32 protein-coding genes are annotated in these 22,737 nt (G+C 62.2%); 26 read left to right on the top strand and 6 right to left on the bottom strand.

Going from position 1 to position 22,737, the window contains the following annotated elements; translation table 11 throughout:
* The first annotated feature begins 65 nt into the window (after positions 1 to 65).
* The 13 genes from tuf (at position 66) to LGR64_RS26145 (ending at position 7,288) form a co-directional block, all read left to right on the top strand.
* Positions 66 to 1,256, top strand: coding sequence for an elongation factor Tu (tuf, locus tag LGR64_RS26205; RefSeq protein ID WP_013800249.1), 1,191 nt, complete (start codon positions 66 to 68; stop codon positions 1,254 to 1,256).
* 24 nt (positions 1,257 to 1,280) lie between these two features.
* Positions 1,281 to 1,592 (top strand): 30S ribosomal protein S10, encoded by a 312-nt coding sequence (gene rpsJ / locus LGR64_RS26200; RefSeq protein WP_003059431.1) that lies wholly within the window; start codon positions 1,281 to 1,283, stop codon positions 1,590 to 1,592.
* 210 nt (positions 1,593 to 1,802) lie between these two features.
* Positions 1,803 to 2,477: a 50S ribosomal protein L3 gene (gene rplC, locus LGR64_RS26195; protein ID WP_012202329.1), complete on the top strand. Its 675-nt coding sequence runs from the start codon at positions 1,803 to 1,805 to the stop codon at positions 2,475 to 2,477.
* Complete coding sequence (rplD, locus tag LGR64_RS26190; protein WP_012202330.1) at positions 2,477 to 3,097, top strand: 50S ribosomal protein L4; 621 nt, start codon at positions 2,477 to 2,479, stop codon at positions 3,095 to 3,097. The genes rplC and rplD overlap by 1 nt, the downstream gene beginning before the upstream one ends.
* Positions 3,094 to 3,408: a 50S ribosomal protein L23 gene (gene rplW / locus LGR64_RS26185; protein WP_012202331.1), complete on the top strand. Its 315-nt coding sequence runs from the start codon at positions 3,094 to 3,096 to the stop codon at positions 3,406 to 3,408. The genes rplD and rplW overlap by 4 nt, the downstream gene beginning before the upstream one ends.
* 2 nt (positions 3,409 to 3,410) lie before the next feature.
* A complete protein-coding gene (rplB, locus tag LGR64_RS26180) occupies positions 3,411 to 4,235 on the top strand; it encodes a 50S ribosomal protein L2 (RefSeq protein ID WP_012202332.1) in 825 nt (274 codons plus the stop codon).
* Between the two features lie 10 nt (positions 4,236 to 4,245).
* Positions 4,246 to 4,521 carry a 30S ribosomal protein S19 gene (rpsS, locus tag LGR64_RS26175; RefSeq protein ID WP_012202333.1) on the top strand — a complete coding sequence of 92 codons (276 nt, stop codon included), beginning with the start codon at positions 4,246 to 4,248 and terminating at the stop codon, positions 4,519 to 4,521.
* A 10-nt stretch (positions 4,522 to 4,531) separates the two neighbouring features.
* Positions 4,532 to 4,864 carry a 50S ribosomal protein L22 gene (gene rplV, locus LGR64_RS26170; protein WP_012202334.1) on the top strand — a complete coding sequence of 111 codons (333 nt, stop codon included), beginning with the start codon at positions 4,532 to 4,534 and terminating at the stop codon, positions 4,862 to 4,864.
* Positions 4,865 to 4,880: 16 nt separating this feature from the next.
* The gene (rpsC, locus tag LGR64_RS26165) at positions 4,881 to 5,753 is read left to right on the top strand and encodes a 30S ribosomal protein S3 (protein WP_012202335.1); all 873 of its coding nucleotides are present in this window, start codon (positions 4,881 to 4,883) and stop codon (positions 5,751 to 5,753) included.
* A 2-nt stretch (positions 5,754 to 5,755) separates the two neighbouring features.
* Complete coding sequence (gene rplP, locus LGR64_RS26160; RefSeq protein ID WP_012202336.1) at positions 5,756 to 6,172, top strand: 50S ribosomal protein L16; 417 nt, start codon at positions 5,756 to 5,758, stop codon at positions 6,170 to 6,172.
* Between the two features lie 10 nt (positions 6,173 to 6,182).
* Complete coding sequence (gene rpmC / locus LGR64_RS26155) at positions 6,183 to 6,380, top strand: 50S ribosomal protein L29 (RefSeq protein WP_012202337.1); 198 nt, start codon at positions 6,183 to 6,185, stop codon at positions 6,378 to 6,380.
* A 13-nt stretch (positions 6,381 to 6,393) separates the two neighbouring features.
* Positions 6,394 to 6,663 (top strand): 30S ribosomal protein S17, encoded by a 270-nt coding sequence (gene rpsQ / locus LGR64_RS26150; RefSeq protein ID WP_012202338.1) that lies wholly within the window; start codon positions 6,394 to 6,396, stop codon positions 6,661 to 6,663.
* Between the two features lie 118 nt (positions 6,664 to 6,781).
* A complete protein-coding gene (locus LGR64_RS26145; protein WP_013800250.1) occupies positions 6,782 to 7,288 on the top strand; it encodes a peroxiredoxin in 507 nt (168 codons plus the stop codon).
* Between the two features lie 111 nt (positions 7,289 to 7,399).
* Here the strand turns inward: LGR64_RS26145 and LGR64_RS26140 are convergent, their stop codons facing one another.
* Together LGR64_RS26140 and LGR64_RS26135 are read right to left on the bottom strand one after the other, a co-directional pair.
* Positions 7,400 to 7,891, bottom strand: a complete 492-nt coding sequence (locus LGR64_RS26140) for a GNAT family N-acetyltransferase (RefSeq protein WP_013800251.1) — start codon at positions 7,889 to 7,891, stop codon at positions 7,400 to 7,402.
* 65 nt (positions 7,892 to 7,956) lie between these two features.
* A complete protein-coding gene (locus LGR64_RS26135; RefSeq protein WP_141832720.1) occupies positions 7,957 to 8,655 on the bottom strand; it encodes a cytochrome b/b6 domain-containing protein in 699 nt (232 codons plus the stop codon).
* A 159-nt stretch (positions 8,656 to 8,814) separates the two neighbouring features.
* Here LGR64_RS26135 and LGR64_RS26130 point away from each other — a divergent pair, with 159 nt between their 5' ends.
* Complete coding sequence (locus tag LGR64_RS26130) at positions 8,815 to 9,261, top strand: c-type cytochrome (RefSeq protein ID WP_141832718.1); 447 nt, start codon at positions 8,815 to 8,817, stop codon at positions 9,259 to 9,261.
* Between the two features lie 72 nt (positions 9,262 to 9,333).
* Here the strand turns inward: LGR64_RS26130 and LGR64_RS26125 are convergent, their stop codons facing one another.
* Positions 9,334 to 9,837 carry a TlpA disulfide reductase family protein gene (locus tag LGR64_RS26125; protein ID WP_034397890.1) on the bottom strand — a complete coding sequence of 168 codons (504 nt, stop codon included), beginning with the start codon at positions 9,835 to 9,837 and terminating at the stop codon, positions 9,334 to 9,336.
* 123 nt (positions 9,838 to 9,960) lie between these two features.
* On the opposite strand from LGR64_RS26125, the gene LGR64_RS26120 reads away from it, so the two are divergent.
* From LGR64_RS26120 to ptsP, 4 genes are all read left to right on the top strand, one after another.
* Positions 9,961 to 10,578: a hypothetical protein gene (locus LGR64_RS26120; RefSeq protein WP_012202344.1), complete on the top strand. Its 618-nt coding sequence runs from the start codon at positions 9,961 to 9,963 to the stop codon at positions 10,576 to 10,578.
* Positions 10,579 to 10,703: 125 nt separating this feature from the next.
* A complete protein-coding gene (locus LGR64_RS26115; protein WP_170962107.1) occupies positions 10,704 to 11,165 on the top strand; it encodes a PTS sugar transporter subunit IIA in 462 nt (153 codons plus the stop codon).
* On the top strand, positions 11,134 to 11,403 hold the full coding sequence (locus tag LGR64_RS26110; RefSeq protein ID WP_012202346.1) for an HPr family phosphocarrier protein: 270 nt from the start codon (positions 11,134 to 11,136) through the stop codon (positions 11,401 to 11,403). Before LGR64_RS26115 ends, LGR64_RS26110 begins: the two co-directional genes overlap by 32 nt.
* A 122-nt stretch (positions 11,404 to 11,525) precedes the next feature.
* Entirely contained in the window at positions 11,526 to 13,301 is a 1,776-nt protein-coding gene (gene ptsP, locus LGR64_RS26105; protein WP_012202347.1) for a phosphoenolpyruvate--protein phosphotransferase, read from the top strand.
* A gap of 395 nt (positions 13,302 to 13,696) precedes the next feature.
* On the opposite strand, the gene lipA is transcribed toward ptsP, so the two are convergent.
* Genes lipA through LGR64_RS26090 form a run of 3 tightly spaced genes read right to left on the bottom strand, consistent with a single transcriptional unit; the run spans position 13,697 to position 15,727 of the window.
* Positions 13,697 to 14,677 (bottom strand): lipoyl synthase, encoded by a 981-nt coding sequence (gene lipA / locus LGR64_RS26100; protein WP_013800257.1) that lies wholly within the window; start codon positions 14,675 to 14,677, stop codon positions 13,697 to 13,699.
* Between the two features lie 10 nt (positions 14,678 to 14,687).
* A complete protein-coding gene (gene lipB, locus LGR64_RS26095) occupies positions 14,688 to 15,413 on the bottom strand; it encodes a lipoyl(octanoyl) transferase LipB (RefSeq protein ID WP_141832716.1) in 726 nt (241 codons plus the stop codon).
* Positions 15,410 to 15,727 (bottom strand): YbeD family protein, encoded by a 318-nt coding sequence (locus tag LGR64_RS26090; protein WP_034397898.1) that lies wholly within the window; start codon positions 15,725 to 15,727, stop codon positions 15,410 to 15,412. Before LGR64_RS26090 ends, lipB begins: the two co-directional genes overlap by 4 nt.
* A gap of 286 nt (positions 15,728 to 16,013) precedes the next feature.
* Here LGR64_RS26090 and LGR64_RS26085 point away from each other — a divergent pair, with 286 nt between their 5' ends.
* From LGR64_RS26085 to atpD, 8 genes are read left to right on the top strand one after another with little or no spacing between them, the layout of a single operon-like run.
* Positions 16,014 to 16,496: an ATP synthase subunit I gene (locus tag LGR64_RS26085; protein ID WP_141832714.1), complete on the top strand. Its 483-nt coding sequence runs from the start codon at positions 16,014 to 16,016 to the stop codon at positions 16,494 to 16,496.
* A 21-nt stretch (positions 16,497 to 16,517) separates the two neighbouring features.
* Positions 16,518 to 17,381 (top strand): F0F1 ATP synthase subunit A, encoded by an 864-nt coding sequence (gene atpB / locus LGR64_RS26080; RefSeq protein ID WP_012202352.1) that lies wholly within the window; start codon positions 16,518 to 16,520, stop codon positions 17,379 to 17,381.
* A 51-nt stretch (positions 17,382 to 17,432) separates the two neighbouring features.
* On the top strand, positions 17,433 to 17,681 hold the full coding sequence (gene atpE, locus LGR64_RS26075; protein WP_011803767.1) for a F0F1 ATP synthase subunit C: 249 nt from the start codon (positions 17,433 to 17,435) through the stop codon (positions 17,679 to 17,681).
* 35 nt (positions 17,682 to 17,716) lie between these two features.
* Positions 17,717 to 18,187, top strand: a complete 471-nt coding sequence (locus LGR64_RS26070) for a F0F1 ATP synthase subunit B (protein WP_012202353.1) — start codon at positions 17,717 to 17,719, stop codon at positions 18,185 to 18,187.
* A 12-nt stretch (positions 18,188 to 18,199) separates the two neighbouring features.
* A complete protein-coding gene (locus LGR64_RS26065; RefSeq protein ID WP_012202354.1) occupies positions 18,200 to 18,739 on the top strand; it encodes a F0F1 ATP synthase subunit delta in 540 nt (179 codons plus the stop codon).
* A 48-nt stretch (positions 18,740 to 18,787) separates the two neighbouring features.
* Positions 18,788 to 20,341, top strand: coding sequence for a F0F1 ATP synthase subunit alpha (atpA, locus tag LGR64_RS26060; protein ID WP_012202355.1), 1,554 nt, complete (start codon positions 18,788 to 18,790; stop codon positions 20,339 to 20,341).
* A gap of 18 nt (positions 20,342 to 20,359) precedes the next feature.
* Positions 20,360 to 21,232, top strand: a complete 873-nt coding sequence (gene atpG, locus LGR64_RS26055; protein WP_043824939.1) for a F0F1 ATP synthase subunit gamma — start codon at positions 20,360 to 20,362, stop codon at positions 21,230 to 21,232.
* A gap of 34 nt (positions 21,233 to 21,266) precedes the next feature.
* Complete coding sequence (gene atpD / locus LGR64_RS26050) at positions 21,267 to 22,676, top strand: F0F1 ATP synthase subunit beta (protein WP_012202357.1); 1,410 nt, start codon at positions 21,267 to 21,269, stop codon at positions 22,674 to 22,676.
* The last annotated feature ends 61 nt before the right edge of the window (positions 22,677 to 22,737 follow it).

The following is a 22,737-nucleotide window of genomic DNA, read 5'->3' as shown; positions in this document are numbered from 1 at the left end:
GGGGCGACCAAGCAATGGGGTGCAGACCTTAAACATCACACAGGTTTTGCTCTTTCGGAGAAATCATGGCAAAAGAAAAATTCCAGCGGAACAAGCCGCACGTCAACGTTGGCACCATCGGTCACGTGGACCACGGCAAGACGACCCTGACGGCTGCTATCGCTACCGTTCTGTCCAAGAAGTTCGGCGGCGAAGCCAAGGCTTACGACCAGATCGACGCAGCACCTGAAGAAAAGGCTCGCGGCATCACGATCAACACCGCCCACGTCGAGTACGAAACGGCCGGTCGCCACTACGCTCACGTTGACTGCCCCGGCCACGCCGACTACGTCAAGAACATGATCACCGGCGCTGCTCAAATGGACGGCGCCATCCTGGTGTGCTCGGCCGCTGACGGCCCCATGCCCCAGACCCGCGAGCACATCCTGCTGGCCCGTCAGGTGGGCGTGCCCTACATCATCGTGTTCCTGAACAAGTGCGACATGGTGGACGACGAAGAGCTGCTGGAACTGGTCGAAATGGAAGTGCGCGAGCTGCTTGCCAAGTACGACTTCCCCGGCGACGACACCCCCATCATCCGCGGCTCGGCCAAGCTGGCCCTGGAAGGCGACCAGTCCGACAAGGGCGAACCTGCCATCCTGCGCCTGGCTGAAGCACTGGACTCCTACATCCCCACGCCCGAGCGCGCTGTGGACGGTGCCTTTGCAATGCCCGTGGAAGACGTGTTCTCGATCTCTGGCCGTGGCACCGTGGTGACTGGCCGTATCGAGCGCGGCATCATCAAGGTCGGCGAAGAAATCGAAATCGTCGGTATCCGCGACACCCAGAAGACCATCGTCACCGGCGTGGAAATGTTCCGCAAGCTGCTGGACCAAGGTCAAGCTGGCGACAACGTGGGCCTGCTGCTGCGCGGCACCAAGCGTGAAGACGTGGAACGCGGCCAAGTGCTGTGCAAGCCCGGCTCCATCAAGCCCCACACCCACTTCACGGCTGAGGTGTACGTGCTGTCCAAGGACGAAGGTGGTCGCCACACTCCGTTCTTCAACAACTACCGTCCCCAGTTCTATTTCCGTACGACCGACGTGACCGGCTCCATCGAGCTGCCCGCCGACAAGGAAATGGTGATGCCTGGCGACAACGTGTCGATCACCGTCAAGCTGATCGCCCCCATCGCCATGGAAGAAGGTCTGCGCTTCGCTATCCGCGAAGGTGGCCGTACCGTGGGCGCTGGCGTGGTTGCAAAGATCATTGCGTAATTCTTGGAAAACTAGGAATACACAATGTCCAAGCAAAAAATCCGCATCCGCCTGAAGGCGTTTGACTACAAGCTGATCGACCAGTCGGCTGCTGAAATCGTTGACACTGCCAAGCGCACCGGCGCGATCGTCAAGGGCCCCGTGCCCCTGCCGACACGCATGAAGCGTTTCGACATCCTGCGCTCGCCGCACGTCAACAAGACCAGCCGCGACCAGTTCGAAATCCGCACTCACCAGCGCCTGATGGACATCGTTGACCCGACTGACAAGACGGTTGACGCTCTGATGAAGCTGGACCTGCCCGCAGGCGTGGACGTCGAGATCAAGCTGCAATAAGAACTTCACGGCCCCTTGCGGGGCCGTTGAAGGGCTTTGATTTAACGCGAACTTGCTTGAAAAGGCAGTTCGCGTTAAAATTTGGGGCTTCGCCTTTCTTGAGCGAAGTTTTATCAACCTTCTTTCGTGCGCAAGGCCTTGGACATCTGGGGCGGGAGCGCAACGCTGGGCCAATTGCAGTTTCAGCGGCGAAAGTTTTGGAGCAAACAAATGAGTCTGAGCAACTCCCTCGGGTTGCTGGGTCGCAAGGTGGGCATGATGCGTCTGTTCACCGATGACGGGGACGCAGTGCCCGTCACGGTGGTGGATGTGTCCAACAACCGTGTGACTCAGGTCAAAACCCAAGAGAACGATGGCTACGTGGCCCTGCAGGTCACTTTCGGTTCGCGCAAGGCATCTCGCGTGACCAAGCCAGAAGCCGGCCACCTTGCCAAGGCAGGTGTCGAAGCCGGTGAAGTGATGGGTGAATTCCGCGTGACCGAAGAAACCGCTGGCAAGTACGCCGCAGGCTCCGTCCTGCCCGTCGCCGAGCTGTTCTCGGTGGGCCAGAAGGTGGACGTGCAAGGCACTTCCATCGGTAAGGGCTTCGCCGGCACCATCAAGCGTCACAACTTCCGCTCGCAGCGCGCCTCGCACGGCAACAGCCGTTCGCACAATGTTCCCGGCTCCATCTCGATGGCCCAGGATCCAGGTCGCGTGTTCCCGGGCAAGAAGATGACCGGTCACATGGGCGATGAAACCATCACCACCCAAAATCTCGACGTGGTTCGCATTGACGAAGCACGCCAACTGCTCTTGATCAAGGGCGCTGTTCCGGGCTCCAAGGGTGGCTTCGTGACGGTGCGCCCCGCCATCAAGGCCAAAGCTTCCAAGGGAGCGAACTAATGCAGCTCGAACTCCTGAATGAACAAGGCCAGGCCGCATCCAAGTTCGATGCGCCCGAGACTGTTTTCGGTCGTGAATTCAACGAAGACCTCGTCCACCAGATCGTGATCGCCTACCGTGCCAACGCACGTCAGGGCACTCGCGCTCAGAAGGACCGCGAGCAGGTTCGTCACACGACTGCCAAGCCGTTCAAGCAAAAGGGCACCGGCCGTGCTCGCGCTGGTATGTCTTCCTCGCCTCTGTGGCGTGGCGGCGGCCGCATCTTCCCGAATCTGCCTGAAGAAAACTTCACGCAGAAGATCAACAAGAAGATGTACCGCGCCGGTATGGTTGCCATCCTGTCGCAGCTGGCCCGCGAAGGCCGTCTGGCCGTGGTGGACTCGCTCAAGCTCGAAAGCCCCAAGACCAAGGTGCTGGCCGACAAGTTCAAGGCCATGAACCTGGAATCGGTCATGGTGATCGCTGAAGAAGTCGACGAGAACCTGTACCTGGCTTCCCGCAATCTGAAGAACGTGTTCGTGGTCGAGCCGCGCTACGCCGACCCCGTGTCGCTGGTGCACTACAAGAAAGTGCTCGTCACCAAGGGTGCGATCGACAAACTCAAGGAGATGTTCGAATGAGCACGCTCAAGTTTGACGAAGGTCGTCTGATGCAGGTGTTGGTTGCTCCCATCGTGTCCGAAAAGGCCACCATGGTTGCCGAGAAGTCCAACGCCGTGACGTTCAAGGTGCTGCAGAGCGCCACCAAGCATGAAATCAAGGCCGCCGTGGAACTGATGTTCAAGGTGGAAGTTGCTGGTGTCTCCGTGGTGAACATCAAGGGCAAGACCAAGCGCTTTGGCAAGACCACTGGCCGCCGCGACCACGTTCGCAAGGCCTACGTGATGCTCAAGCCCGGTCAAGAGCTGAACCTGTCCGGGGAGGCTGCGTAATCATGGCTGTTATCAAGCTCAAACCGACGACCCCCGGCCAACGCGGCACGGTCAAGGTCACGCGTGACCATCTGCACAAGGGTGCAGGTTTCGCCCCCCTGCTGGAGCCTCAGCACCAGAAGTCGGGCCGTAACAACAACGGTCACATCACCACCCGTCACAAGGGCGGTGGCCACAAGCACCACTATCGCGTGGTGGACTTCAAGCGCACCAAGGACGGCATCCCCGCCAAGGTCGAGCGCATTGAGTACGACCCCAACCGTACGGCCCACATCGCTCTGGTGTGCTATGCCGACGGCGAGCGTCGCTACATCATTGCTCCGCGCAACCTGGAAGTCGGCGCAACGATCGTCAGCGGTTCGGAAGCCCCGATCCGCGTGGGCAACACCCTGCCGATCCGCAACATCCCCGTGGGTTCGACCATCCACTGTATCGAACTGAAGATCGGCGCTGGCGCGCAGATCGCCCGTTCGGCAGGTACGTCGGCTACGCTGCTGGCCCGTGAAGGCATCTACGCCCAAGTGCGTATGCGTTCCGGCGAAGTGCGCAAGGTGCACATCGAATGCCGCGCGACCATCGGTGAAGTCGCCAACGAAGAGCACAGCCTGCGCCGTCTGGGCAAGGCCGGTGTGAAGCGTTGGATGGGTATTCGCCCGACCGTTCGCGGCGTGGTGATGAACCCTGTCGATCACCCGCACGGTGGTGGTGAAGGCAAGACCGGTGAAGGTCGTCACGCTGTTGACCCATGGGGCAACCTGACGAAGGGCTACCGTACCCGTAACAACAAGCGCACGCAGTCGATGATTGTGTCGCGTCGCAAGAAGTAAAGGGTAGCAAATGACTCGTTCTCTTAAAAAGGGTCCGTTTGTTGACCATCACTTGCTGGCAAAGGCCGAAAAGGCCGTCGCCACCAAGGACAAGAAGCCCGTCAAGACCTGGTCGCGTCGCTCCATGGTTCTGCCCGAGTTCATCGGTCTGACCATCGCCGTGCACAACGGCAAGCAGCACGTGCCCGTGTATGTGACTGACCAGATGGTCGGCCACAAGCTCGGCGAATTCGCGCTGACCCGTACCTTCAAGGGTCACCCGGCGGACAAAAAAGCCAAGAAGTAAGGAATAGAACATGTCTGAAACACGTGCTGTTCTCCGTGGCGTCCGCCTGTCTGTGGACAAGGGTCGCCTGGTCGCGGACCTGATCCGCGGCAAGAAAGTGGACCAAGCCCTGAACATCCTGACGTTCACGCAGAAAAAAGCTGCCGTGATCATCAAGAAGGTGCTCGAGTCCGCCATCGCCAACGCCGAGCACAACGACGGCGCCGACATCGACGAACTGAAGGTCAAGACCATCTTCGTCGAACAAGGCACCACGCTCAAGCGCTTCACCGCGCGTGCAAAGGGCCGCGGCAATCGCATCAGCAAGCCCACGTGCCACGTGTACGTGACGGTTGGCAACTGAAAGGCCTGGGAAGAATATGGGACAGAAAATCCATCCTACCGGCTTCCGCCTGGCTGTTAGCCGCAACTGGGCCAGCCGTTGGTACGCAAGCAACCGTGACTTCGCCGGCATGCTGGCCGAAGACATCAAGGTGCGCGAGTTCCTGAAGGCCAAGCTGAAGAATGCCGCCGTGTCGCGCATCCTGATCGAGCGTCCTGCAAAGAACGCCCGCATCACGATCTTCTCGGCACGTCCTGGTGTCGTGATCGGCAAGAAGGGCGAGGACATCGAGAACCTGAAGAAGGAACTCGCAACCCGTCTGGGCGTGCCCGTGGCTGTGAACATCGAAGAAGTGCGCAAGCCTGAAATCGATGCCAAGCTGATCGCCGATTCGATCTGCCAGCAGCTCGAAAAGCGCATCATGTTCCGCCGCGCCATGAAGCGTGCAATGCAAAACGCCATGCGTCTGGGTGCCCAAGGCATCAAGATCATGTCTTCGGGCCGTCTGAACGGTATCGAAATTGCACGTTGCGAGTGGTATCGCGAAGGCCGTGTGCCACTTCACACATTGCGCGCCGACATCGACTATGGCTTCTCCGAAGCCAAGACGACCTACGGTGTGATCGGTGTGAAGGTCTGGGTCTACAAGGGTGACACGCTGGGTCGTAACGACCTGCCGGCAGCCGAGACCCCCCGCCCCGAAGAAGAACGTCGTCCTCGCGGCCCCCGCCGTGATGGTCGCGGCGATGGTCGTCGTGACGGTGCTGGCCGTGGTGCCCGCCGCCCCGCAGGCGCTAACGCAGCACCTGCTGACGGCAGCGATAAGCCCGCCGGCGCTGGCGCTGATTCCGTTAAGCGCGTTCGCAAGACTGACGCGCCCGCTACAGCAGCGGACGGTAAAGGAGAATAAAGATGCTGCAACCTGCTCGCCGCAAATACCGCAAGGAGCAAAAGGGTCGCAACACCGGTATCGCAACGCGTGGTAACTCCGTTGCTTTCGGTGACTTCGGCCTGAAGTCCACTGACCGTGGTCGCCTGACGGCGCGTCAGATCGAAGCGGCTCGCCGCGCGATCTCGCGTCACGTCAAGCGTGGCGGTCGTATCTGGATCCGCGTGTTCCCGGACAAGCCAATCTCTACCAAGCCCGCAGAAGTGCGTATGGGTAACGGTAAGGGCAACCCCGAGTACTACGTGGCCGAAATCCAGCCCGGCAAGGTGCTCTACGAAATCGTGGGCGTCCCTGAAGAGCTGGCTCGTGAAGCGTTCCGCCTGGCCGCTGCAAAGCTGCCGCTGCGTACGACCTTCGTGTCCCGTCAAATTGGTGCCTAAGGAGAACAACATGACGAAAGCTGCTGAACTCCGCCAAAAAGACGTTGCCGGCCTGGAAGCCGAAGTGAAGTCCCTGCAAAAGGCTCACTTTGGCCTGCGTATGCAAAAGGCTACGCAACAGCTGGGTAACACGAACACGCTGCGTACCACGCGCCGTGACATCGCCCGCGCCAAGACCATCCTTGCTGAAAAGCAAGCTGCCAAGTAATCAGGAAGCCGACATGACGGAAGCTAAAAAATCCCTCAAGCGCACCTTGATTGGCAAGGTGGTCAGCGACAAGCGTGCCAAGACCGTGACGGTCATGGTTGAACGCCGCGTCAAGCACCCGATCTATGACAAGATCATGATCAAGTCCAGCAAGTACCACGCTCACGACGAGCAAGGTGAATACAAGCTGGGCGACGTGGTTGAAATCACGGAAAGCCGCCCGCTGTCCAAGACCAAGAACTGGGTTGCTACCCGCTTGGTGCAAAAGGCTGCTCTGGTGTAAGCCTACACAGGCCCACCGGCTGCAAGGCCACAGGAAACGACCCACAATGTGGGTCGTTTTTTCGTTTGGGGACCGCCATTTCGGCGGCCCCCGGTTTTGCACCACAAAGGAGATAGAGATGATCAAAGTCGGAGATGCCCTGCCCGCTGCCACCCTGATGGAATACGTGGAAGTCGAAGGCAATGGCTGCAGCATCGGCCCCAACCCCGTGAAGCTGCCCGAAGCCGCTGCCGGCAAGACCATTGCAGTCTTCGCCGTGCCCGGCGCATTCACTCCCACCTGCTCGGCCAAGCATGTGCCCGGCTTCGTGGAGCAGGCCGAAGCCTTCAAGGCTGCGGGCGTGGACGAGATCTGGTGCCTGTCGGTCAACGACGCCTTCGTGATGGGCGCGTGGGCCCGTGACCAGAAGACCGACGGCAAGGTGCGCATGCTGGCCGACGGCGATGCCGCCTTCGCCAAGGCCACCGGCCTGACGCTGGACCTGAACGGCAAGGGCCTGGGCCTGCGCAGCAACCGCTACTCCATGCTGGTCAAGGACGGCAAGGTCGCCACGCTGAACGTGGAAGGCCCTGGCAAGTTCGAAGTCAGCGACGCTGCCACCCTGCTGGGCCAGGCCAAGGCCTGATCCTGATCGTGCTGCAGGCCTGCCGGGCCTGGGCATCGCGCTTTTGCGAAAAAAGGCATTGCACCCAGGTGCAATGCCTTTTTGTATTTGAGGGGGCTGCCTCAGCCGGCCCTAGAAGATATCGGCCTTGAGGTAATGCGCCCCTGCGATGGGGTTGTGATAGTAGGGCGGGATTTCCTCGAAGCCCAGGTCCGTATAGAGGGCGCGCGCCGACTCCATGTCGTCCAGCGTGTCCAGCAGCACATGGTCATAGCCGGCCTGGCGCGCCACATCGAGCATGGCCTCGGCGAGCTGGCGGCCCAGGCCGAAACCGCGAAAGGCCTTGCGCACGAACAGGCGCTTCATCTCGGCAGCGTTGGCGTAATCGCAGTTGTCCAGCGGACGCAAGGCGCAGCAGCCGGCCACGGCGCCATCGACCTTGGCCAGCAGGATGTGGCCGCGCGGCGATGCGTAGTCGCCAGGCAGATCGGCGATCTCGGCCTCGAAATCTTGAAATTGCAGATCGACATCCAGGCTTGCGGCGTACTCCTGGAAGATCTGGCGGACTTCGTCCATGTCTTCCAGGGGATTCGGCGCCAGCAAGGCGACAGCAGGCTTGTCCACGGGCACTTGACTAAAACGACGGAAAACGCAGTGTAGCGGCAAGCTGGCAACGTCTGGCCACGCAGTCAGAAAGCACCCCCCAGCTGCTGCACCCACCATGCGGCGGCCCCCGCCACCAACGCCAGGACCAATGCCAACAGGCGGCTGGCTGCCGTGTCGCGTGAAGAGTGCAGGGGTTCGGGCAAGTGCTTGTCTCCCGTTACCATGGCGCGCACCAGACCCCGTCCGCGCCAGGCATAGAACATGATGGCCAACAGGTGCAGGGCCACCAGCGCGTACAGCAGATACTGCCCCCAGTGCGCGTGGTAGGCGGTGGCCTGTGCCACGGTGTCCCCCGATACAAAGCGGCCCAGCGGGCCGGAGAACGCAATCTCGTCGTCGCTGAGCAACCCGCTGCCCACCTGGGCGATCAGCACGGCCAGCATGGCAAACACGGACAGGGCGCCCAGCGGGCTGTGGCCTGCGCTGTCGCTCTCCGTTCCTTGTCCCCGCACATGGCGCAGCACGGTGGCCGGCGCGTGGATGAAGCTGGCAAAGCGCGACCAGCGGCCGCCCACCAGGCCCCAAAGCAGGCGAAACAGCAGCAGGGCCAGCATGGCATGGCCCAGCAGCAGATGCCAGTTCATGGCATTGCCGCCCAGCTTGGCCGTCACGACCAGGCCAACCACCGTTGCGGCCAGCAGCCAGTGAAACAGCCGGGTAGGCAGGTCCCAGATGCGGACCTTGTGCTTGGCGGCGCCTTGTGTGGTCGATTCTTGTGCCATGGCATGAAAGCTGGGATGGGGATGAGGGCATTGTGCCGCCCCGCATTCCTGCGAGGACCAGGAATGCACCCTGGCCGTGGTCAATCAAAGCGGCGCCGGCAAGACGCCGCTGCCATACTGGCCCGGCAGATTTCCCCACACTCCCAAAGGAAAACCACGATGAAGAAAGTTTCTGCATGGGCGCTGGCCGCCCTGGTGGCCGCCACGGCGCTGCCCGCGTCCGCACAGTTCGCCAAGTCCGAAGACGCCATCAAGTACCGCCAGGGCGCGCTCGCCGTGCTGGGCCAGCATTTCGGGCGCCTGGGCGCCATGGCGAACGGAAAGATCCCCTTCGATGCCAAGGCGGCCCAGGAAAACGCCGAGGTGGTGGCCTTCATGGCCAAGCTGCCTTGGGCCGCGTTCGGCGCGGGCACGGAAGGTGGAAAGGCCAAGCCTGAAATCTGGAAGGAGCAGGCCAAGTTCCAGGACCTGTCTGAGAAGATGCAGGCCGAGACGGTCAAGCTCGCGGCTGCGGCCAAGTCCGGCAACCTGGAGCAACTCAAGGCCGCCTTCGGCCCGGCTGCCGCCAGTTGCAAGGCCTGCCACGACAGCTTCCGCAGCCGTTGAGCGGCGGGCGGAGGATGCACCAATGAAAAACCGGCCTGGTGCCGGTTTTTTTGTACCTTGGTCTGCGCTGTATCAGGCCTCGGCCAGCAGCTTCTCGATCAGCCGATGCAACTCAGCGAAGTCAGGTGCGCCCACATAGCGCTTCACGATGTCGCCACGCTTGTTGACGATGTAGGTGGTGGGAGTCAGTTGCACATCGCCCCAGGCCCGGGCCACGGCGCCGGTGTTGTCCAGCGCGACCTTGAAAGGCAGCTTGCGCGAATCGGCGAAGTTCACCACATAGCTGGGCGGGTCGTAGCTCATGGCCACGGCCAGGGTCTCGAAGCCCTGGCTCTGGAATTTCTGGTGGGTGGCAACGATCTCGGGCATTTCGGCCACGCAGGTGGTGCAGCTGGTGGCCCAGAAGTTCACCAAGGTCACCTTGCCCTTGAGGTCGGCCGTGGTCTGCTTGCTGCCGTCCAGCAGTACGAAGGTGGACTGCGGCGCGGCCGTCTGGCCGGCACCCGAATACACCCATGCGCCCATGCCGGCGGCTGCGGCGATCATCACGCCTGCGATCCAATGTTTGCTTGCCATAGCGACGATTGTGCCCAAAGTTGCGCCCGAAGGCCTGCACGCATGCCGTGCACCGCCTTTCGATGCGCGGCAAGGGCAAAAGTTCGGGGCTCGGACAGGTCGGGCCATGCCGATAATGCCGGCATGACATTGATGGAAAGCTTTTCTAAAGCAAAGGGCCGCGCTCTGGCCCTGCGGCTCGGCGCCGCGCTGCTGGTGTTGGCGCCCCTGGCCGCCTGCAGTCCCAGGCTGGATTGGCGGCAGGTCGCGGTCGAAGGCACGCCGCTGCGCGTGCTCTTGCCCTGCGATCCGCAATCCGCAACACGGCCGGTGGAGCTGGGCCAGGGCATGGGCACAGTCCAGATGTCCATGATGGGATGCGATGCCGATGCGTCGACCTACGCGGTGTCCCACTTCCTGGTCAGCGAGCCGTCCAGAGCCGCCGAGATGCTGTCGTACTGGCAGGCAGCCGTGCTCGGCCAGATGAACCCGGGTGCTCCGGGGCAGGCACCTGCGGGCGCCAAGCAACTGCGCTCCAAGGAAGATGGCCCTTTCCTGCCTGCAGGCGCACTGAATCTGCCGCAGTCGCTGCGCACCACGTTTGAAGGCGTGGGGCCCCAGGGCTGGAAGCTCACCGCCCATGGCGTGTGGTTTGCACGAATGGAGCCGGCAGGCGCACGCCTCTACCATGCCGTGATCTACAGCGACAAGCCGCGCACAGACGAGGCCAACAACTTCTTCGCCAGCCTGCAACTGCAATAGCAACGGCAACAGGTTTCGGAGCCACGGATGCGGGAGGCAGCTGTGGCATGGAACGCAGTGCAGGCGCGCCGGTTGCCCTGCATGCGCCTGCGCACGCCATAATCGACTCCGAACCCTGTGACTTCATGACCACGCGCATCCTTTTGTTCACCCACGCACCTTTGGCCCATGCACTGCGCGAATGCGCCTTGCACGTGTTCGCCGACAGTGCCGAGGACGTCCTTGCCCTGGATGTGCCCGCTCAGGAGCCGCCCGAGGCCACCCTGATGCGTGCCGAGCAGTTGCTTGAGGACCATGGCGGCCTGGTGGCGCTGCCCACGCTGGTGCTGACCGACCTCTTTGGCGCGACGCCCTGCAACGTGGCGCAGCGCCTGGTGGCGCAGCTGCCTGCCGGGCGACTGGTGGCCGGAGTGAACTTGCCCATGCTGCTGCGCTCCATAGGCTATCGCCACGAGGCGCTGGAAGCCGTGGCCGAGCGTGCCTTGGCGGGAGGCAGCCATGGGGTGATGCAGGTGGGCGTGAACACGCCTCAGAACCAGAGTCCGCGACCATCCAATGATCAAGACCCCTATAACCATCAGCAATAAACTGGGCCTGCATGCCCGCGCCTCCGCCAAGCTCACCAAGCTTGCAGGCAGCTTTCCCTGCGAAGTCTGGATGAGCAAGGGCGAGCGGCGCATCAACGCCAAGAGCATCATGGGCGTGATGATGCTGGCTGCCGGCATGGGCTCCGAGGTGCTGCTGGAAACCGAAGGACCGCAGGAGCAGGAAGCCATGGATGCGCTGACGGCCCTGATCAACGACAAATTTGGCGAAGGCCAGTGATGGGCCTCCGCTGCGCTGGCAGACGGTGAGCGCAAAAGAGCAACACGCGCCGGGCCCGGACGATGCCGCATTGCGACGGCCCGGGGCCTGCGCAGCAGCACAGCAGGCAAAGGACAGGCGCAATGACGTTTGCAATCCACGGACTGGCCGTTTCACGGGGCATTGCGATAGGACGCGCGGTGGTGGTGGCCTCCAGCCGCATGGAGGTGGTGCACTACTTCATCCGGCCCGACCAGGTGGACGCGGAAATCGACCGCGCCCGCAGCGCACGCAACGCCGTCATCGACGAGCTGCGCCGCCTGCAGGATGAAATGCCCCAGGATGCGCCGGGCGAGCTCGATGCCCTGCTCGACGTCCACCTGCTGCTGTTGCAGGACGAGGCCCTGGCCGCCGCCATCAAGCACTGGATTTCCGATCGTCTCTACAACGCCGAATGGGCGCTGACCACGCAGCTCGAGGTCGTCTCGCGCCAGTTCGACGAGATGGAGGACGAGTATCTGCGCGAGCGCAAGGCCGACCTGGAGCAGGTGGTCGAGCGCATCCTGCGCTACATGAAGGGCATGGCCAGCCCCGTGCCCGCGCCTGCCGCGCTGCCGCGGGCCGATGCAACGGGGGAGGGCGCGCCGCAGCAGCCGCTGCTGCTCGACGAAGTCACCGATGTGCCCCTGGTCCTGGTGGCGCAGGACCTGTCGCCTGTGGACATGCTGCAGTTCAAGAGCCGGCTGTTTGCCGGCTTCATCACGGCCGTGGGCGGGCGCACCTCGCACACGGCCATCGTGGCGCGCAGCATGGACATCCCGGCCGTGGTCGGCGCGCGCGCGGCCAGCCAGCTGATCCGCCAGGACGACTGGATCATCATCGATGGCAACGCAGGCGTCGTCATCGTCGATCCTTCTCCCATCATCCTGGCCGAATATGGCTTTCGCCAGCGCCAGAACGAGCTGGAGCGCGAGCGCCTCTCACGCCTGCGCCATACGCCCGCGCTGACGCTGGACGGAGAGCGCATCGAGTTGCTGGCCAATATCGAGCAACCCGGCGACGGGCCTGCGGCCGTGCATGCAGGCGCCGTGGGCGTGGGACTGTTCCGCACGGAATTCCTGTTCATGGGGCGTGGCGGCAACCTGCCCGGTGAGGAGGAGCAGTACCGCGCCTACCGCGAGGCCGTGGACGGCATGCAGGGCATGCCCGTGACCATACGCACGCTGGACGTGGGCGCCGACAAGCCGCTGGACAAGGCACAGCCCAAGGACTACTACCTGAACCCCGCGCTGGGCCTGCGCGCCATCCGCTGGAGCCTGGCTGACCCGGCCATGTTCCGCACCCAGTTGCGCGCCATCCTGCGTGCGGCGGCGCATGGGCAGATCCATCTGCTGTTTCCCATGCTGGCCCACCAAAGCGAGATCGAGCAGACCCTGGCCCAGGTGCGGCTGGCGCAAAGCGAACTCGACGCGCGAGGCGTGGCCCATGGCCCGGTCAAGCTGGGCGCCATGATCGAAGTGCCTGCGGCCGCGCTGATCGTGCGCACCTTTTTGCGTTACTTCGACTTCCTGTCGATCGGCACCAACGACCTCATCCAGTACACGCTGGCCATCGACCGCGCCGACGAGACCGTGGCCCATCTCTATGACCCCTTGCATCCCGCCGTGCTCAAGCTGGTGGCGGACGTGATCGCCGAAGGAAGGGCGCAGGGCAAGAGCGTCTGTGTCTGCGGGGAGACCGCCGGGGATGTGGGCATGACGCGCCTGCTGCTCGGCCTGGGTTTGCGCAGCTTTTCCATGCATCCGGCGCAGATCCTGGTCGTCAAGCAGGAAATCTTGCGTGCCGATACACGCAAGCTGACTGCCTGGGCGCAGGAAGTCCTGCGCTCGGACAGTCCCGCAGCGCTGCTGGGACCATGAATTCATGCAGGCGGGGATGCGCAGAAAAAAAGATTTGCAGCTTTAGTTGCGATTGATTCTCATTCGATGCTATGATCAGCCCCAATGCAGCAAGAAACTCTCTGGTGGGGAATTCGAGCTGCAAGCCTTTTTCAGTTTCATCGTGGGGCGACTCGCCAGGCCTGTTCAGCCTGCAGCAAGTCGGTTTGCCAGCCAGCGGTCTGCCGGTTAGCCAGGCTTTTTTTCTACGATGTCAGAAGAGGCAACATCGCCTCCAATTCAAGCAGAGCATGCGTCAGCGGCTCTGCTTTTTTGTTGCCTGCGCGTCTTGATGTGCCGTCATGCGGCCATGAAAAAGCCCTCGGCAGCAGGGCTGGCGAGGGCTGGGCATCGAGGGCCGCCTGGACGCGGCGAGCTCAAACGCCTGCGGCGTGTGCCTGCTGATCCGCGTGGTAGCTGGAGCGCACCATGGCGCCCACGGCGGCGTGCGTGAAGCCCATCTTGTAGGCTTCTTCCTCAAACATCTTGAAGGTGTCGGGGTGCACGTATCGGCGCACCGGCAGGTGGCTGTTGCTGGGCGCCAGGTACTGGCCGATGGTCAGCATGTCGATGTCATGGGCGCGCATGTCGCGCATCACCTGCAGGATTTCCTCGTCGGTCTCGCCCAAGCCCACCATGATGCCGCTCTTGGTCGGAACCTTGGGGTGCAAGGCCTTGAACTTCTTGAGCAGGTTCAGCGAGAACTGGTAGTCCGAGCCGGGACGCGCTTCCTTGTACAGGCGCGGTGCGGTCTCCAGGTTGTGGTTCATCACATCGGGAGGTGCGGCCTTGAGGATTTCCAGCGCACGGTCGTCGCGGCCACGGAAGTCGGGCACCAGGATCTCGATCTGGGTCAGCGGCGAGAGCTCGCGGATGTTCTTGATGCACTCCACGAAATGGCCCGAGCCGCCGTCGCGCAGGTCATCGCGGTCCACGCTGGTGATCACCACGTACTTCAGGCGCAGCTCGGCAATCGTCTTGGCCAGATTGAGCGGCTCGTTGGTGTCCAGCGGGTCGGGGCGGCCGTGGCCCACGTCGCAGAACGGGCAGCGGCGCGTGCACTTGTCGCCCATGATCATGAAGGTGGCCGTGCCCTTGCCGAAACATTCGCCGATGTTGGGACAGGAGGCTTCCTCGCAGACCGTGTGCAGCTTGTTGGCGCGCAGGATGTCCTTGATCTCGTAGAAGCGCGTGGTGGGGCTGCCCGCCTTGACGCGGATCCACTCGGGCTTCTTGAGGGCCTCGCCATGCTCGACCTTGATCGGGATGCGCGAAAGCTTCGCTGCCGCCTTCTGCTTGGCCAGCGGGTTGTACTCGGCTTGGGACTGCGCTTCGCGCACGACGGTGTTGGTGGTCATGGTTCTGGATTCAGGGGGCTAGGCGGCGCTGCAACTGTCGTCCCAGCACGCGCGCGGCTTCGTCCCAGGTTGTCTGAACGCCGATTGTAGAAAGGTCCACCGTTTGCAGTCCTGCATAGCCGCAAGGGTTGATCCGGTCGTAGGGTTCCAGGTCCATGGCGGCATTCAGGGCAACGCCGTGATAGGTGCAATGCCGGCTGACCTTGATGCCCAGGGCTGCAATCTTGCCCAGCCCCGAAAAATCGGGCTGGGGTACGGGCGAACCCGGTGCGCGCAGTTGCGGGCGCTGGGCCAGCATGGCGTGGCTGCGAGGATCGTCAAGGCGCACGTAGATGCCGGGGGCGCCTTCCACGCGGTGGCCGGTGATGCCGAAATGCTCCAGCGTGCGGATGACCGCATCTTCGATGCGGAACACGTATTCCTTGACGAAGTAGCCCAGGCGCTGCAGATCGAGCAACGGATAGGCGACCACCTGGCCCGGGCCGTGGTAGGTGACCTGCCCGCCGCGGTTGGTTGCGACCACGGGAATGTTGCCAGGGCTCAGCAAGTGGTCACTTTTCCCGGCAAGGCCTTGCGTGAAATGCGGGGCGTGCTCGCAGATCCAGAGCTCGTCGCGCGTGCCGGCATCGCGGCCGCTCGTGAATGCCTGCATGGCCTGCACCGTGGCTTCGTAGTCGGTGCGGCCCAGCAGGCGCAAGTCCAGCGTCTGCGCAAGCTCGGCGGCTGGGGTGCTCAAAGCACCACTTTCACAAGAGGGTGCGAGGTGAACGCCCGGTACAGGTCGTCGAGCTGCTCGCGGCTGGTGGCCGTCACCGTGACGGTGACGCCCAGGTATTTGCCGCTGCTGCTGGGGCGCAACTCGATGGTGCTGGGGTCAAAGGCGGGGTCGAAGCGCTCGGCGATCTGGGTGATTTCATGCACCAGATGCTCGGCCTTGATGCCCATGACTTTGATGGGAAACTGCGACGGGTACTCGATCAACGAGTCCTTGCGCGGGTCCGCGCCCGGCGCGGCTGCTGGTGCGGAGGAGGGGGTTGGGGCGTCGGTCATAGGTGAATCAAGGTTAATCGCTTGGCGTTGGAGGCGATTGTGCGCTATCGTTCGCGGCCATGTCGCAGCCTGGGGCTGCCGCGCCGCCGGTCACGAAAACTCCACACACAACAAACAAGCTGCCTGCGGTGCGAGGCTGGCGTTGTTGGCCTGCTGCCACACAGCCAGGCTGCCGCCGCCGTTTTGGGCATGCCCGTAACAACCCCTATCGTTCGGCAGGGGTTTTTACTTATAATCAGAGGCTTTGTGAAAAAGTCTTGTCTGGTCTGCGGCCTTCGAGAACTCAATGAAAAACTACGCCGCTGACACAGACGCTGACAGGGAACTTGAGGGCGAGGATTCCGACTTCAAGCCCCTGACCTCCGAGGAGGCTCAGGAGTGGCGTACGCGAAACCCGCAGATGTCTGTGTGGCGCTTCGTGGTGGTCCAGGCGGTGGTTGGCGTGCTGGTGGCACTGGTCGCGTGGCTGGTGACGGGGCGCGCCGAGGTCGGATGGTCGGCTGCCTATGGCGCCTTGTCGGTGGTGCTGCCGGCTGCGCTGTTTGCGCGCGCCGTCGTGCGCAATAGGCCGGGCGGCGCTGCAGCCGCCATGGTGGGAATTTTTGCCTGGGAACTGGTGAAGCTGGTGCTGTGCATTGCCATGCTGGCGGCTGCACCCAAGCTGGTCCCGGGGCTGAGTTGGCTGGCGCTGCTGGCGGGCTTGGTGATCGTCATGAAAACGTATTGGGTCGCACTGATAGTGCGGGCCAATGTCCGAAAAACCGATTGATATTTGAAGAGAAGTTGACCGATGGCCGCAGACGCGCACGCACCTACTGCAAGTGAATACATCGTTCACCACCTGCAGCACCTCCAGAACATCAAGCAAAAGTCGATCATCGACTTTTCGGTCATCAACCTGGACTCGATCGTCGTCAGCGCCACGCTGGGCGTGCTGAGCCTGTTCGTGCTGTGGCTTGCCGCGCGCAAGGCCACATCGGGCGTTCCGGGCCGCTTCCAGGCGGCTGTAGAGCTGCTGGTCGAGATGGTGGACAACCAGGCCAAGGCCAACATCCACAACGCGCAAAGCCGCAAGTTCATCGCTCCGCTGGCACTGACCGTGTTCGTCTGGATCTTCATGATGAACGCCATGGACATGCTGCCCGTGGACCTGCTGCCGGTACTGTGGCAGGGCGTCCAGGGTGACTCGCACGCCTACCTGCGTGTCGTTCCCACGGCTGACCTCTCGACCACGCTGGGCCTGTCCTCGGCCGTGCTGATCCTGTGCTTCTTCTACAGCATCAAGATCAAGGGCATGGGCGGCTGGGCCCACGAACTGGTGACCGCTCCGTTCGGCACCAGCAAGAATCCCGTGTTTGCACTGATCCTGGGTGTTATCAACCTGGCCATGCAGATCATTGAATATGTCGCCAAGACGGTTTCGCATGGCATGCGACTGTTCGGCAACATGTACGCTGGTGAGTTGGTGTTCTGTCTGATCGCTCTGATGGGCGGTGCGGCTGCCATGTCGCTTTCCGGTGTGTTGCTCCCCTTGGGGCACATCATTGCAGGCTCTATCTGGGCGATCTTCCACATTCTGATCATCACCCTGCAGGCCTTCATTTTCATGATGCTGACGCTGATCTATCTCGGCCAGGCACATGAAGCCCACTGACCATTTCCTTTCCCTCTCAACCTTTCTCTTTCTTTAATCTCAGGAGTCATCATGGAAAACATTCTCGGTCTCGTCGCTCTGGCTTGTGGTCTGATCGTTGGTCTGGGCGCTATCGGCGCTTCGATCGGTATCGCCCTGATGGGTGGCAAGTTCCTGGAATCGTCGGCACGTCAGCCTGAGCTGATCAACGAACTGCAAACCAAGATGTTCATCTTGGCCGGTCTGATCGACGCTGCCTTCCTGATCGGTGTTGCTATCGCTCTGCTGTTCGCTTTCGCCAACCCCTTCGTCCTGGCCTAAGCTCCGATCAACGCCCTAGATAGAAAGGTGTTGCCGTGAGTATCAACGCGACCCTGTTCGTCCAGGCCATCGTTTTCCTGATCCTGGTGCTGTTCACGATGAAGTTCGTGTGGCCCCCGATCGCGAAGGCGCTGGATGAACGAGCTCTGAAAATCGCCGATGGCCTCGCTGCTGCCGACAAGGCCAAGACTGACCTGGCCGCCGCCAACAAGCGCGTCGAGCAGGAACTGGCCCAGACGCGCAACGAAACGGCATCGCGGCTTGCGGACGCCGAACGCCGTGCCCAGGCCATCATCGAAGAAGCCAAGGCCCGTGCCTCCGAAGAAGGCAACAAGATTGTTGCTGCTGCCCGCGCCGAGGCCGAGCAGCAGACAGTCCAGGCCCGTGAAGCCCTGCGCGAGCAAGTGGCTGCGCTGGCCGTCAAGGGCGCCGAGCAGATCCTGCGCAAGGAAGTGGATGCCGGCGTCCATGCCGACCTGCTGAACCGCCTGAAGACCGAGCTGTAAGGAAGAGCAAACATGGCAGAACTCGCCACCATTGCCCGTCCTTACGCAGATGCCCTGTTCAAGGCCAGCACCCAGCAGGGTGCTGACCTGTCCGGCACTGTTGCCTGGGCGGAGGAATTGGCGGCGATTGCCGCCAATCCGCAATTGCGCCAGCTGGCCGACGACCCCAAGGTGACCGACGAACAACTGTTCGACGTCATCAGCGGCGTGGCCGGCTCGGCATTGCCCGATGCCGCTCGCAACTTTCTGCGCGTCATCATTGAAAACGGCCGACTGCAAGCCCTGCCAGAAGTGGCGGCCCAGTTTCGCAGCCTCGTGAACCGCGCCGGTGGCTCGTCCGACGCCGTGGTTCAAAGCGCTTTTCCCATAGATGCTGCCGCTCTGGCTGCCCTCGGGACTTCGCTGGAGAAGCGTTTCGGCCGAAAGCTGAACCTGTCGGTGCAGCAAGATCAGTCCCTGATCGGTGGCATCCGCGTCGTGGTGGGTGATGAAGTTCTTGACACGTCCGTCAAGGCCCGCCTGGAACAAATGAAAGCGGCCCTCATTGCGTAACAACGCGACTGAGGTCTCGGCTAACCAAAGCTAAAGAAGGAAAGAGTCATGCAACTCAATCCCGCAGAAATTTCTGAACTGATCAAGAGCCGCATCGAGGGTCTGGCTGGCAGCAGCGACATCCGTAACGAAGGCACCGTGGTTTCGGTGACCGACGGTATCGTGCGCGTGCACGGCCTGTCGGACGTGATGCAAGGCGAAATGCTGGAATTCCCCGCAGGCAAGGATGGCCAGCCCTCCTTCGGCCTGGCGCTGAACCTCGAGCGCGACTCCGTCGGCGCCGTGATTCTGGGCGAGTACGAGCACATCTCCGAAGGCGACACCGTCAAGTGCACGGGCCGCATTCTGGAAGTGCCCGTCGGCCCCGAACTCATCGGCCGCGTGGTCAACGCCCTGGGTCAGCCGATTGACGGCAAGGGCCCGATCAACGCCAAGATGACGGACGTGATCGAGAAGGTCGCTCCCGGCGTGATCGCACGCCAGTCCGTGGACCAGCCCCTGCAGACCGGCATCAAGTCCATCGACTCGATGGTGCCCGTCGGCCGTGGCCAGCGCGAACTGATCATCGGCGACCGCCAGACCGGCAAGACCGCCGTGGCCATCGACGCCATCATCAACCAGAAGGGTCAGGGCGTTACCTGCATCTACGTTGCGATCGGCCAGAAGGCTTCCTCGATCAAGAACGTGGTGCGTGCCCTGGAGCAGGCTGGCGCGATGGAATACACCATCGTCGTGGCTGCCACCGCTTCCGAATCCGCTGCCATGCAGTACGTGTCGGCCTACTCCGGCTGCACGATGGGCGAGTACTTCCGCGACCGCGGCGAAGACGCCCTGATCGTCTATGACGACCTGTCCAAGCAAGCCGTGGCCTACCGCCAAGTTTCGCTGCTGCTGCGCCGTCCCCCGGGCCGCGAAGCCTTCCCCGGCGACGTGTTCTATCTCCACAGCCGCCTGCTCGAACGTGCAGCCCGCGTGAATGCCGACTACGTCGAAGCCTTCACCAAGGGTGAAGTCAAGGGCAAGACGGGTTCGCTGACGGCACTGCCCATCATCGAAACCCAGGCCGGTGACGTGTCGGCCTTCGTGCCCACGAACGTGATCTCGATCACGGACGGCCAGATCTTCCTGGAAACCAGCCTGTTCAACGCCGGTATCCGCCCCGCCATCAACGCCGGTATCTCGGTGTCGCGCGTCGGTGGTGCTGCACAGACCAAGCTGGTCAAGGGCCAGTCCGGCGGTATCCGTACCGACCTGGCACAGTACCGTGAGCTGGCTGCCTTCGCGCAGTTCGCCTCCGACCTGGACGAAGCCACCCGCAAGCAGCTGGACCGCGGTGCCCGCGTGACCGAACTGCTCAAGCAGGCCCAGTACAGCCCCCTGTCCACCGCTTTGATGGGCGCTTCGCTGTTCGCAGTGAACAAGGGCTACATGGACGACATCCAGGTCAAGCAAGTGCTGGCTTTCGAGTCTGGTCTGCACCAGTTCCTGAAGACCAGCCACGGCGCCCTGATCGACAAGCTGAACGCTTCCAAGGCCATGGACAAGGATTCCGAAGCCGAATTGAACGCCGCCATCGCTGCGTTCAAGAAGTCGTTCGCTTAAACCGGACGAGGAGCCATCATGGCAGCAGGTAAGGAAATTCGCGGCAAGATCAAATCGGTGGAAAACACCAAGAAGATCACCAAAGCCATGGAAATGGTGGCCGCATCCAAGATGCGCAAGGCGCAGGAACGGATGCTGGCTGCACGCCCGTACAGCGAAAAGATCCGCAACATTGCAGTCCATCTTGGCCAAGCCAACCCCGAGTACGTGCACCCGTTCATGCAAGTGAACGGTGATGCAAAGACAGCCGGCGTCATCGTGGTGACGACGGACAAGGGGTTGTGCGGCGGCATGAACACCAACGTGTTGCGTGCTGTCACGGCCAAGCTGCGGGAGCTGCAGGATCAAGGCGTGTCGGCAGAAGCAGTGGCCATTGGCAACAAGGGTCTGGGCTTTCTGAACCGTGTCGGCGCCAAGGTGGTTTCGCACGCGACGGGTCTGGGCGATACGCCCCATCTGGAAAAGCTGATCGGCCCTGTGAAGGTGCTGCTCGATGCATATGCAGCGGGCAAGCTGAGCGCGGTGTACCTGAGCTACACCAAGTTCATCAACACCATGAAGCAGGAATCGGTGGTGGAGCAGTTGCTGCCTCTGTCGTCCGAGAGCATGCAGGCCGAGAAGACGTCTGGCCATAGCTGGGACTACATCTACGAACCCGACGCGCAGTCCGTGATCGACGAGCTGCTCGTGCGTTACGCAGAGTCCCTGGTCTACCAAGCTGTCGCGGAAAACATGGCGTCCGAGCAATCGGCGCGCATGGTGGCCATGAAGGCCGCTACCGACAACGCAGGCAGCGTCATTGGCGAGTTGAAGCTGGTCTACAACAAGACGCGCCAGGCAGCGATCACGACCGAGCTGTCGGAAATCGTGGCTGGCGCCGCTGCTGTGTAAAGCAGCTCAACAGACAAACTAATTGGAGCAAAAAATGGCTCAAGTGCAAGGCAAGATTGTTCAATGTATTGGCGCTGTGGTGGACGTCGAGTTCCCCCGCAACGCAATGCCCAAGGTGTTCGACGCCCTGAAGCTCGACGGCTCGGCCCTGACGCTGGAAGTGCAGCAACTGCTGGGTGACGGCGTTGTGCGTACCATCGCCCTGGGTTCGTCCGACGGTCTGCGTCGCGGCCTGATGGTGTCCAACACCGGCAACCCCATCACCGTGCCCGTGGGCAAGGCGACGCTGGGTCGCATCATGGACGTGCTGGGCAACCCCATCGACGAACGTGGTCCCGTGGATCAGGCGCTGACGGCTCCCATCCACCGCAAGGCGCCGGCTTATGACGAGCTGTCGCCTTCGCAGGAACTGCTGGAAACCGGCATCAAGGTGATCGACCTGATCTCGCCCTTCGCCAAGGGCGGCAAGGTGGGTCTGTTCGGTGGCGCCGGTGTGGGCAAGACCGTGAACATGATGGAACTCATCAACAACATCGCCAAGGGCCACGGTGGTCTGTCGGTGTTCGCCGGTGTGGGTGAACGTACCCGCGAAGGCAATGACTTCTATCACGAAATGTCGGACGCCGGCGTGGTCAACCAGGAGTCGCTGAACGACTCCAAGGTGGCCATGGTCTACGGCCAGATGAACGAACCCCCGGGCAACCGTCTGCGCGTGGCGCTGACCGGCCTGACCATGGCCGAAGCCTTCCGTGACGAAGGCAAGGACGTGCTGTTCTTCGTGGACAACATCTACCGCTACACGCTGGCCGGTACCGAAGTGTCCGCTCTGCTGGGTCGCATGCCTTCCGCCGTGGGCTACCAGCCCACGCTGGCCGAGGAAATGGGCCGCCTGCAAGAGCGCATCACCTCGACCAAGGTCGGTTCGATCACTTCCATCCAGGCCGTTTACGTGCCCGCCGATGACTTGACCGACCCCTCGCCTGCCACGACGTTCGCCCACTTGGACTCGACCGTGGTGCTGTCGCGTGACATCGCTTCGCTGGGTATCTACCCCGCCGTCGATCCGCTGGACTCCACCAGCCGCCAGCTGGACCCCCAAGTCGTGGGTGAAGAGCACTACAAGGTGGCCCGCGAAGTGCAGGGCACGCTGCAGCGCTACAAGGAACTGCGCGACATCATCGCCATTCTGGGCATGGACGAGCTGGCTCCCGAAGACAAGCTGACCGTGGCCCGCGCCCGCAAGATCCAGCGTTTCCTGTCGCAGCCTTTCCACGTGGCCGAAGTGTTCACTGGCGCTCCCGGCAAGTACGTGTCGCTGGCTGAAACCATCCGTGGTTTCAAGATGATCTGCGCTGGCGAGTGCGATCACCTGCCCGAGCAGGCCTTCTACATGGTTGGCACCATCGACGAAGCCTTCGAGAAGGCCAAGAAACTGGCGGCTTGAGCCTGCGGCACCCCCTGAGCGACTGCGTCGCTTCCCCCTCTCTACCCGCTTCGCGGGGGAG

Source organism: Delftia sp. Lp-1, assembly GCF_020523835.1.
In the GTDB taxonomy this organism is placed as follows: Bacteria; Pseudomonadota; Gammaproteobacteria; order Burkholderiales; family Burkholderiaceae_C; genus Comamonas; species Comamonas acidovorans.
The sequence above is the reverse complement of the archived record's forward strand: the minus strand, read 5'-3'. Positions and strand labels throughout refer to the sequence as shown.

Coding starts and splice junctions, on each gene's coding strand:
- tuf (WP_013800249.1), top strand. CDS start 66: ATGGCAAAAGAAAAATTCCAGCGGAACAAGCCGCACGTCAACGTTGGC.
- rpsJ (WP_003059431.1), top strand. CDS start 1,281: ATGTCCAAGCAAAAAATCCGCATCCGCCTGAAGGCGTTTGACTACAAG.
- rplC (WP_012202329.1), top strand. CDS start 1,803: ATGAGTCTGAGCAACTCCCTCGGGTTGCTGGGTCGCAAGGTGGGCATG.
- rplD (WP_012202330.1), top strand. CDS start 2,477: ATGCAGCTCGAACTCCTGAATGAACAAGGCCAGGCCGCATCCAAGTTC.
- rplW (WP_012202331.1), top strand. CDS start 3,094: ATGAGCACGCTCAAGTTTGACGAAGGTCGTCTGATGCAGGTGTTGGTT.
- rplB (WP_012202332.1), top strand. CDS start 3,411: ATGGCTGTTATCAAGCTCAAACCGACGACCCCCGGCCAACGCGGCACG.
- rpsS (WP_012202333.1), top strand. CDS start 4,246: ATGACTCGTTCTCTTAAAAAGGGTCCGTTTGTTGACCATCACTTGCTG.
- rplV (WP_012202334.1), top strand. CDS start 4,532: ATGTCTGAAACACGTGCTGTTCTCCGTGGCGTCCGCCTGTCTGTGGAC.
- rpsC (WP_012202335.1), top strand. CDS start 4,881: ATGGGACAGAAAATCCATCCTACCGGCTTCCGCCTGGCTGTTAGCCGC.
- rplP (WP_012202336.1), top strand. CDS start 5,756: ATGCTGCAACCTGCTCGCCGCAAATACCGCAAGGAGCAAAAGGGTCGC.
- rpmC (WP_012202337.1), top strand. CDS start 6,183: ATGACGAAAGCTGCTGAACTCCGCCAAAAAGACGTTGCCGGCCTGGAA.
- rpsQ (WP_012202338.1), top strand. CDS start 6,394: ATGACGGAAGCTAAAAAATCCCTCAAGCGCACCTTGATTGGCAAGGTG.
- LGR64_RS26145 (WP_013800250.1), top strand. CDS start 6,782: ATGATCAAAGTCGGAGATGCCCTGCCCGCTGCCACCCTGATGGAATAC.
- LGR64_RS26135 (WP_141832720.1), bottom strand. CDS start 8,655: ATGGCACAAGAATCGACCACACAAGGCGCCGCCAAGCACAAGGTCCGC.
- LGR64_RS26130 (WP_141832718.1), top strand. CDS start 8,815: ATGAAGAAAGTTTCTGCATGGGCGCTGGCCGCCCTGGTGGCCGCCACG.
- LGR64_RS26125 (WP_034397890.1), bottom strand. CDS start 9,837: ATGGCAAGCAAACATTGGATCGCAGGCGTGATGATCGCCGCAGCCGCC.
- LGR64_RS26120 (WP_012202344.1), top strand. CDS start 9,961: ATGACATTGATGGAAAGCTTTTCTAAAGCAAAGGGCCGCGCTCTGGCC.
- LGR64_RS26115 (WP_170962107.1), top strand. CDS start 10,704: ATGACCACGCGCATCCTTTTGTTCACCCACGCACCTTTGGCCCATGCA.
- LGR64_RS26110 (WP_012202346.1), top strand. CDS start 11,134: ATGATCAAGACCCCTATAACCATCAGCAATAAACTGGGCCTGCATGCC.
- ptsP (WP_012202347.1), top strand. CDS start 11,526: ATGACGTTTGCAATCCACGGACTGGCCGTTTCACGGGGCATTGCGATA.
- lipA (WP_013800257.1), bottom strand. CDS start 14,677: ATGACCACCAACACCGTCGTGCGCGAAGCGCAGTCCCAAGCCGAGTAC.
- LGR64_RS26090 (WP_034397898.1), bottom strand. CDS start 15,727: ATGACCGACGCCCCAACCCCCTCCTCCGCACCAGCAGCCGCGCCGGGC.
- LGR64_RS26085 (WP_141832714.1), top strand. CDS start 16,014: ATGAAAAACTACGCCGCTGACACAGACGCTGACAGGGAACTTGAGGGC.
- atpB (WP_012202352.1), top strand. CDS start 16,518: ATGGCCGCAGACGCGCACGCACCTACTGCAAGTGAATACATCGTTCAC.
- atpE (WP_011803767.1), top strand. CDS start 17,433: ATGGAAAACATTCTCGGTCTCGTCGCTCTGGCTTGTGGTCTGATCGTT.
- LGR64_RS26065 (WP_012202354.1), top strand. CDS start 18,200: ATGGCAGAACTCGCCACCATTGCCCGTCCTTACGCAGATGCCCTGTTC.
- atpA (WP_012202355.1), top strand. CDS start 18,788: ATGCAACTCAATCCCGCAGAAATTTCTGAACTGATCAAGAGCCGCATC.
- atpG (WP_043824939.1), top strand. CDS start 20,360: ATGGCAGCAGGTAAGGAAATTCGCGGCAAGATCAAATCGGTGGAAAAC.
- atpD (WP_012202357.1), top strand. CDS start 21,267: ATGGCTCAAGTGCAAGGCAAGATTGTTCAATGTATTGGCGCTGTGGTG.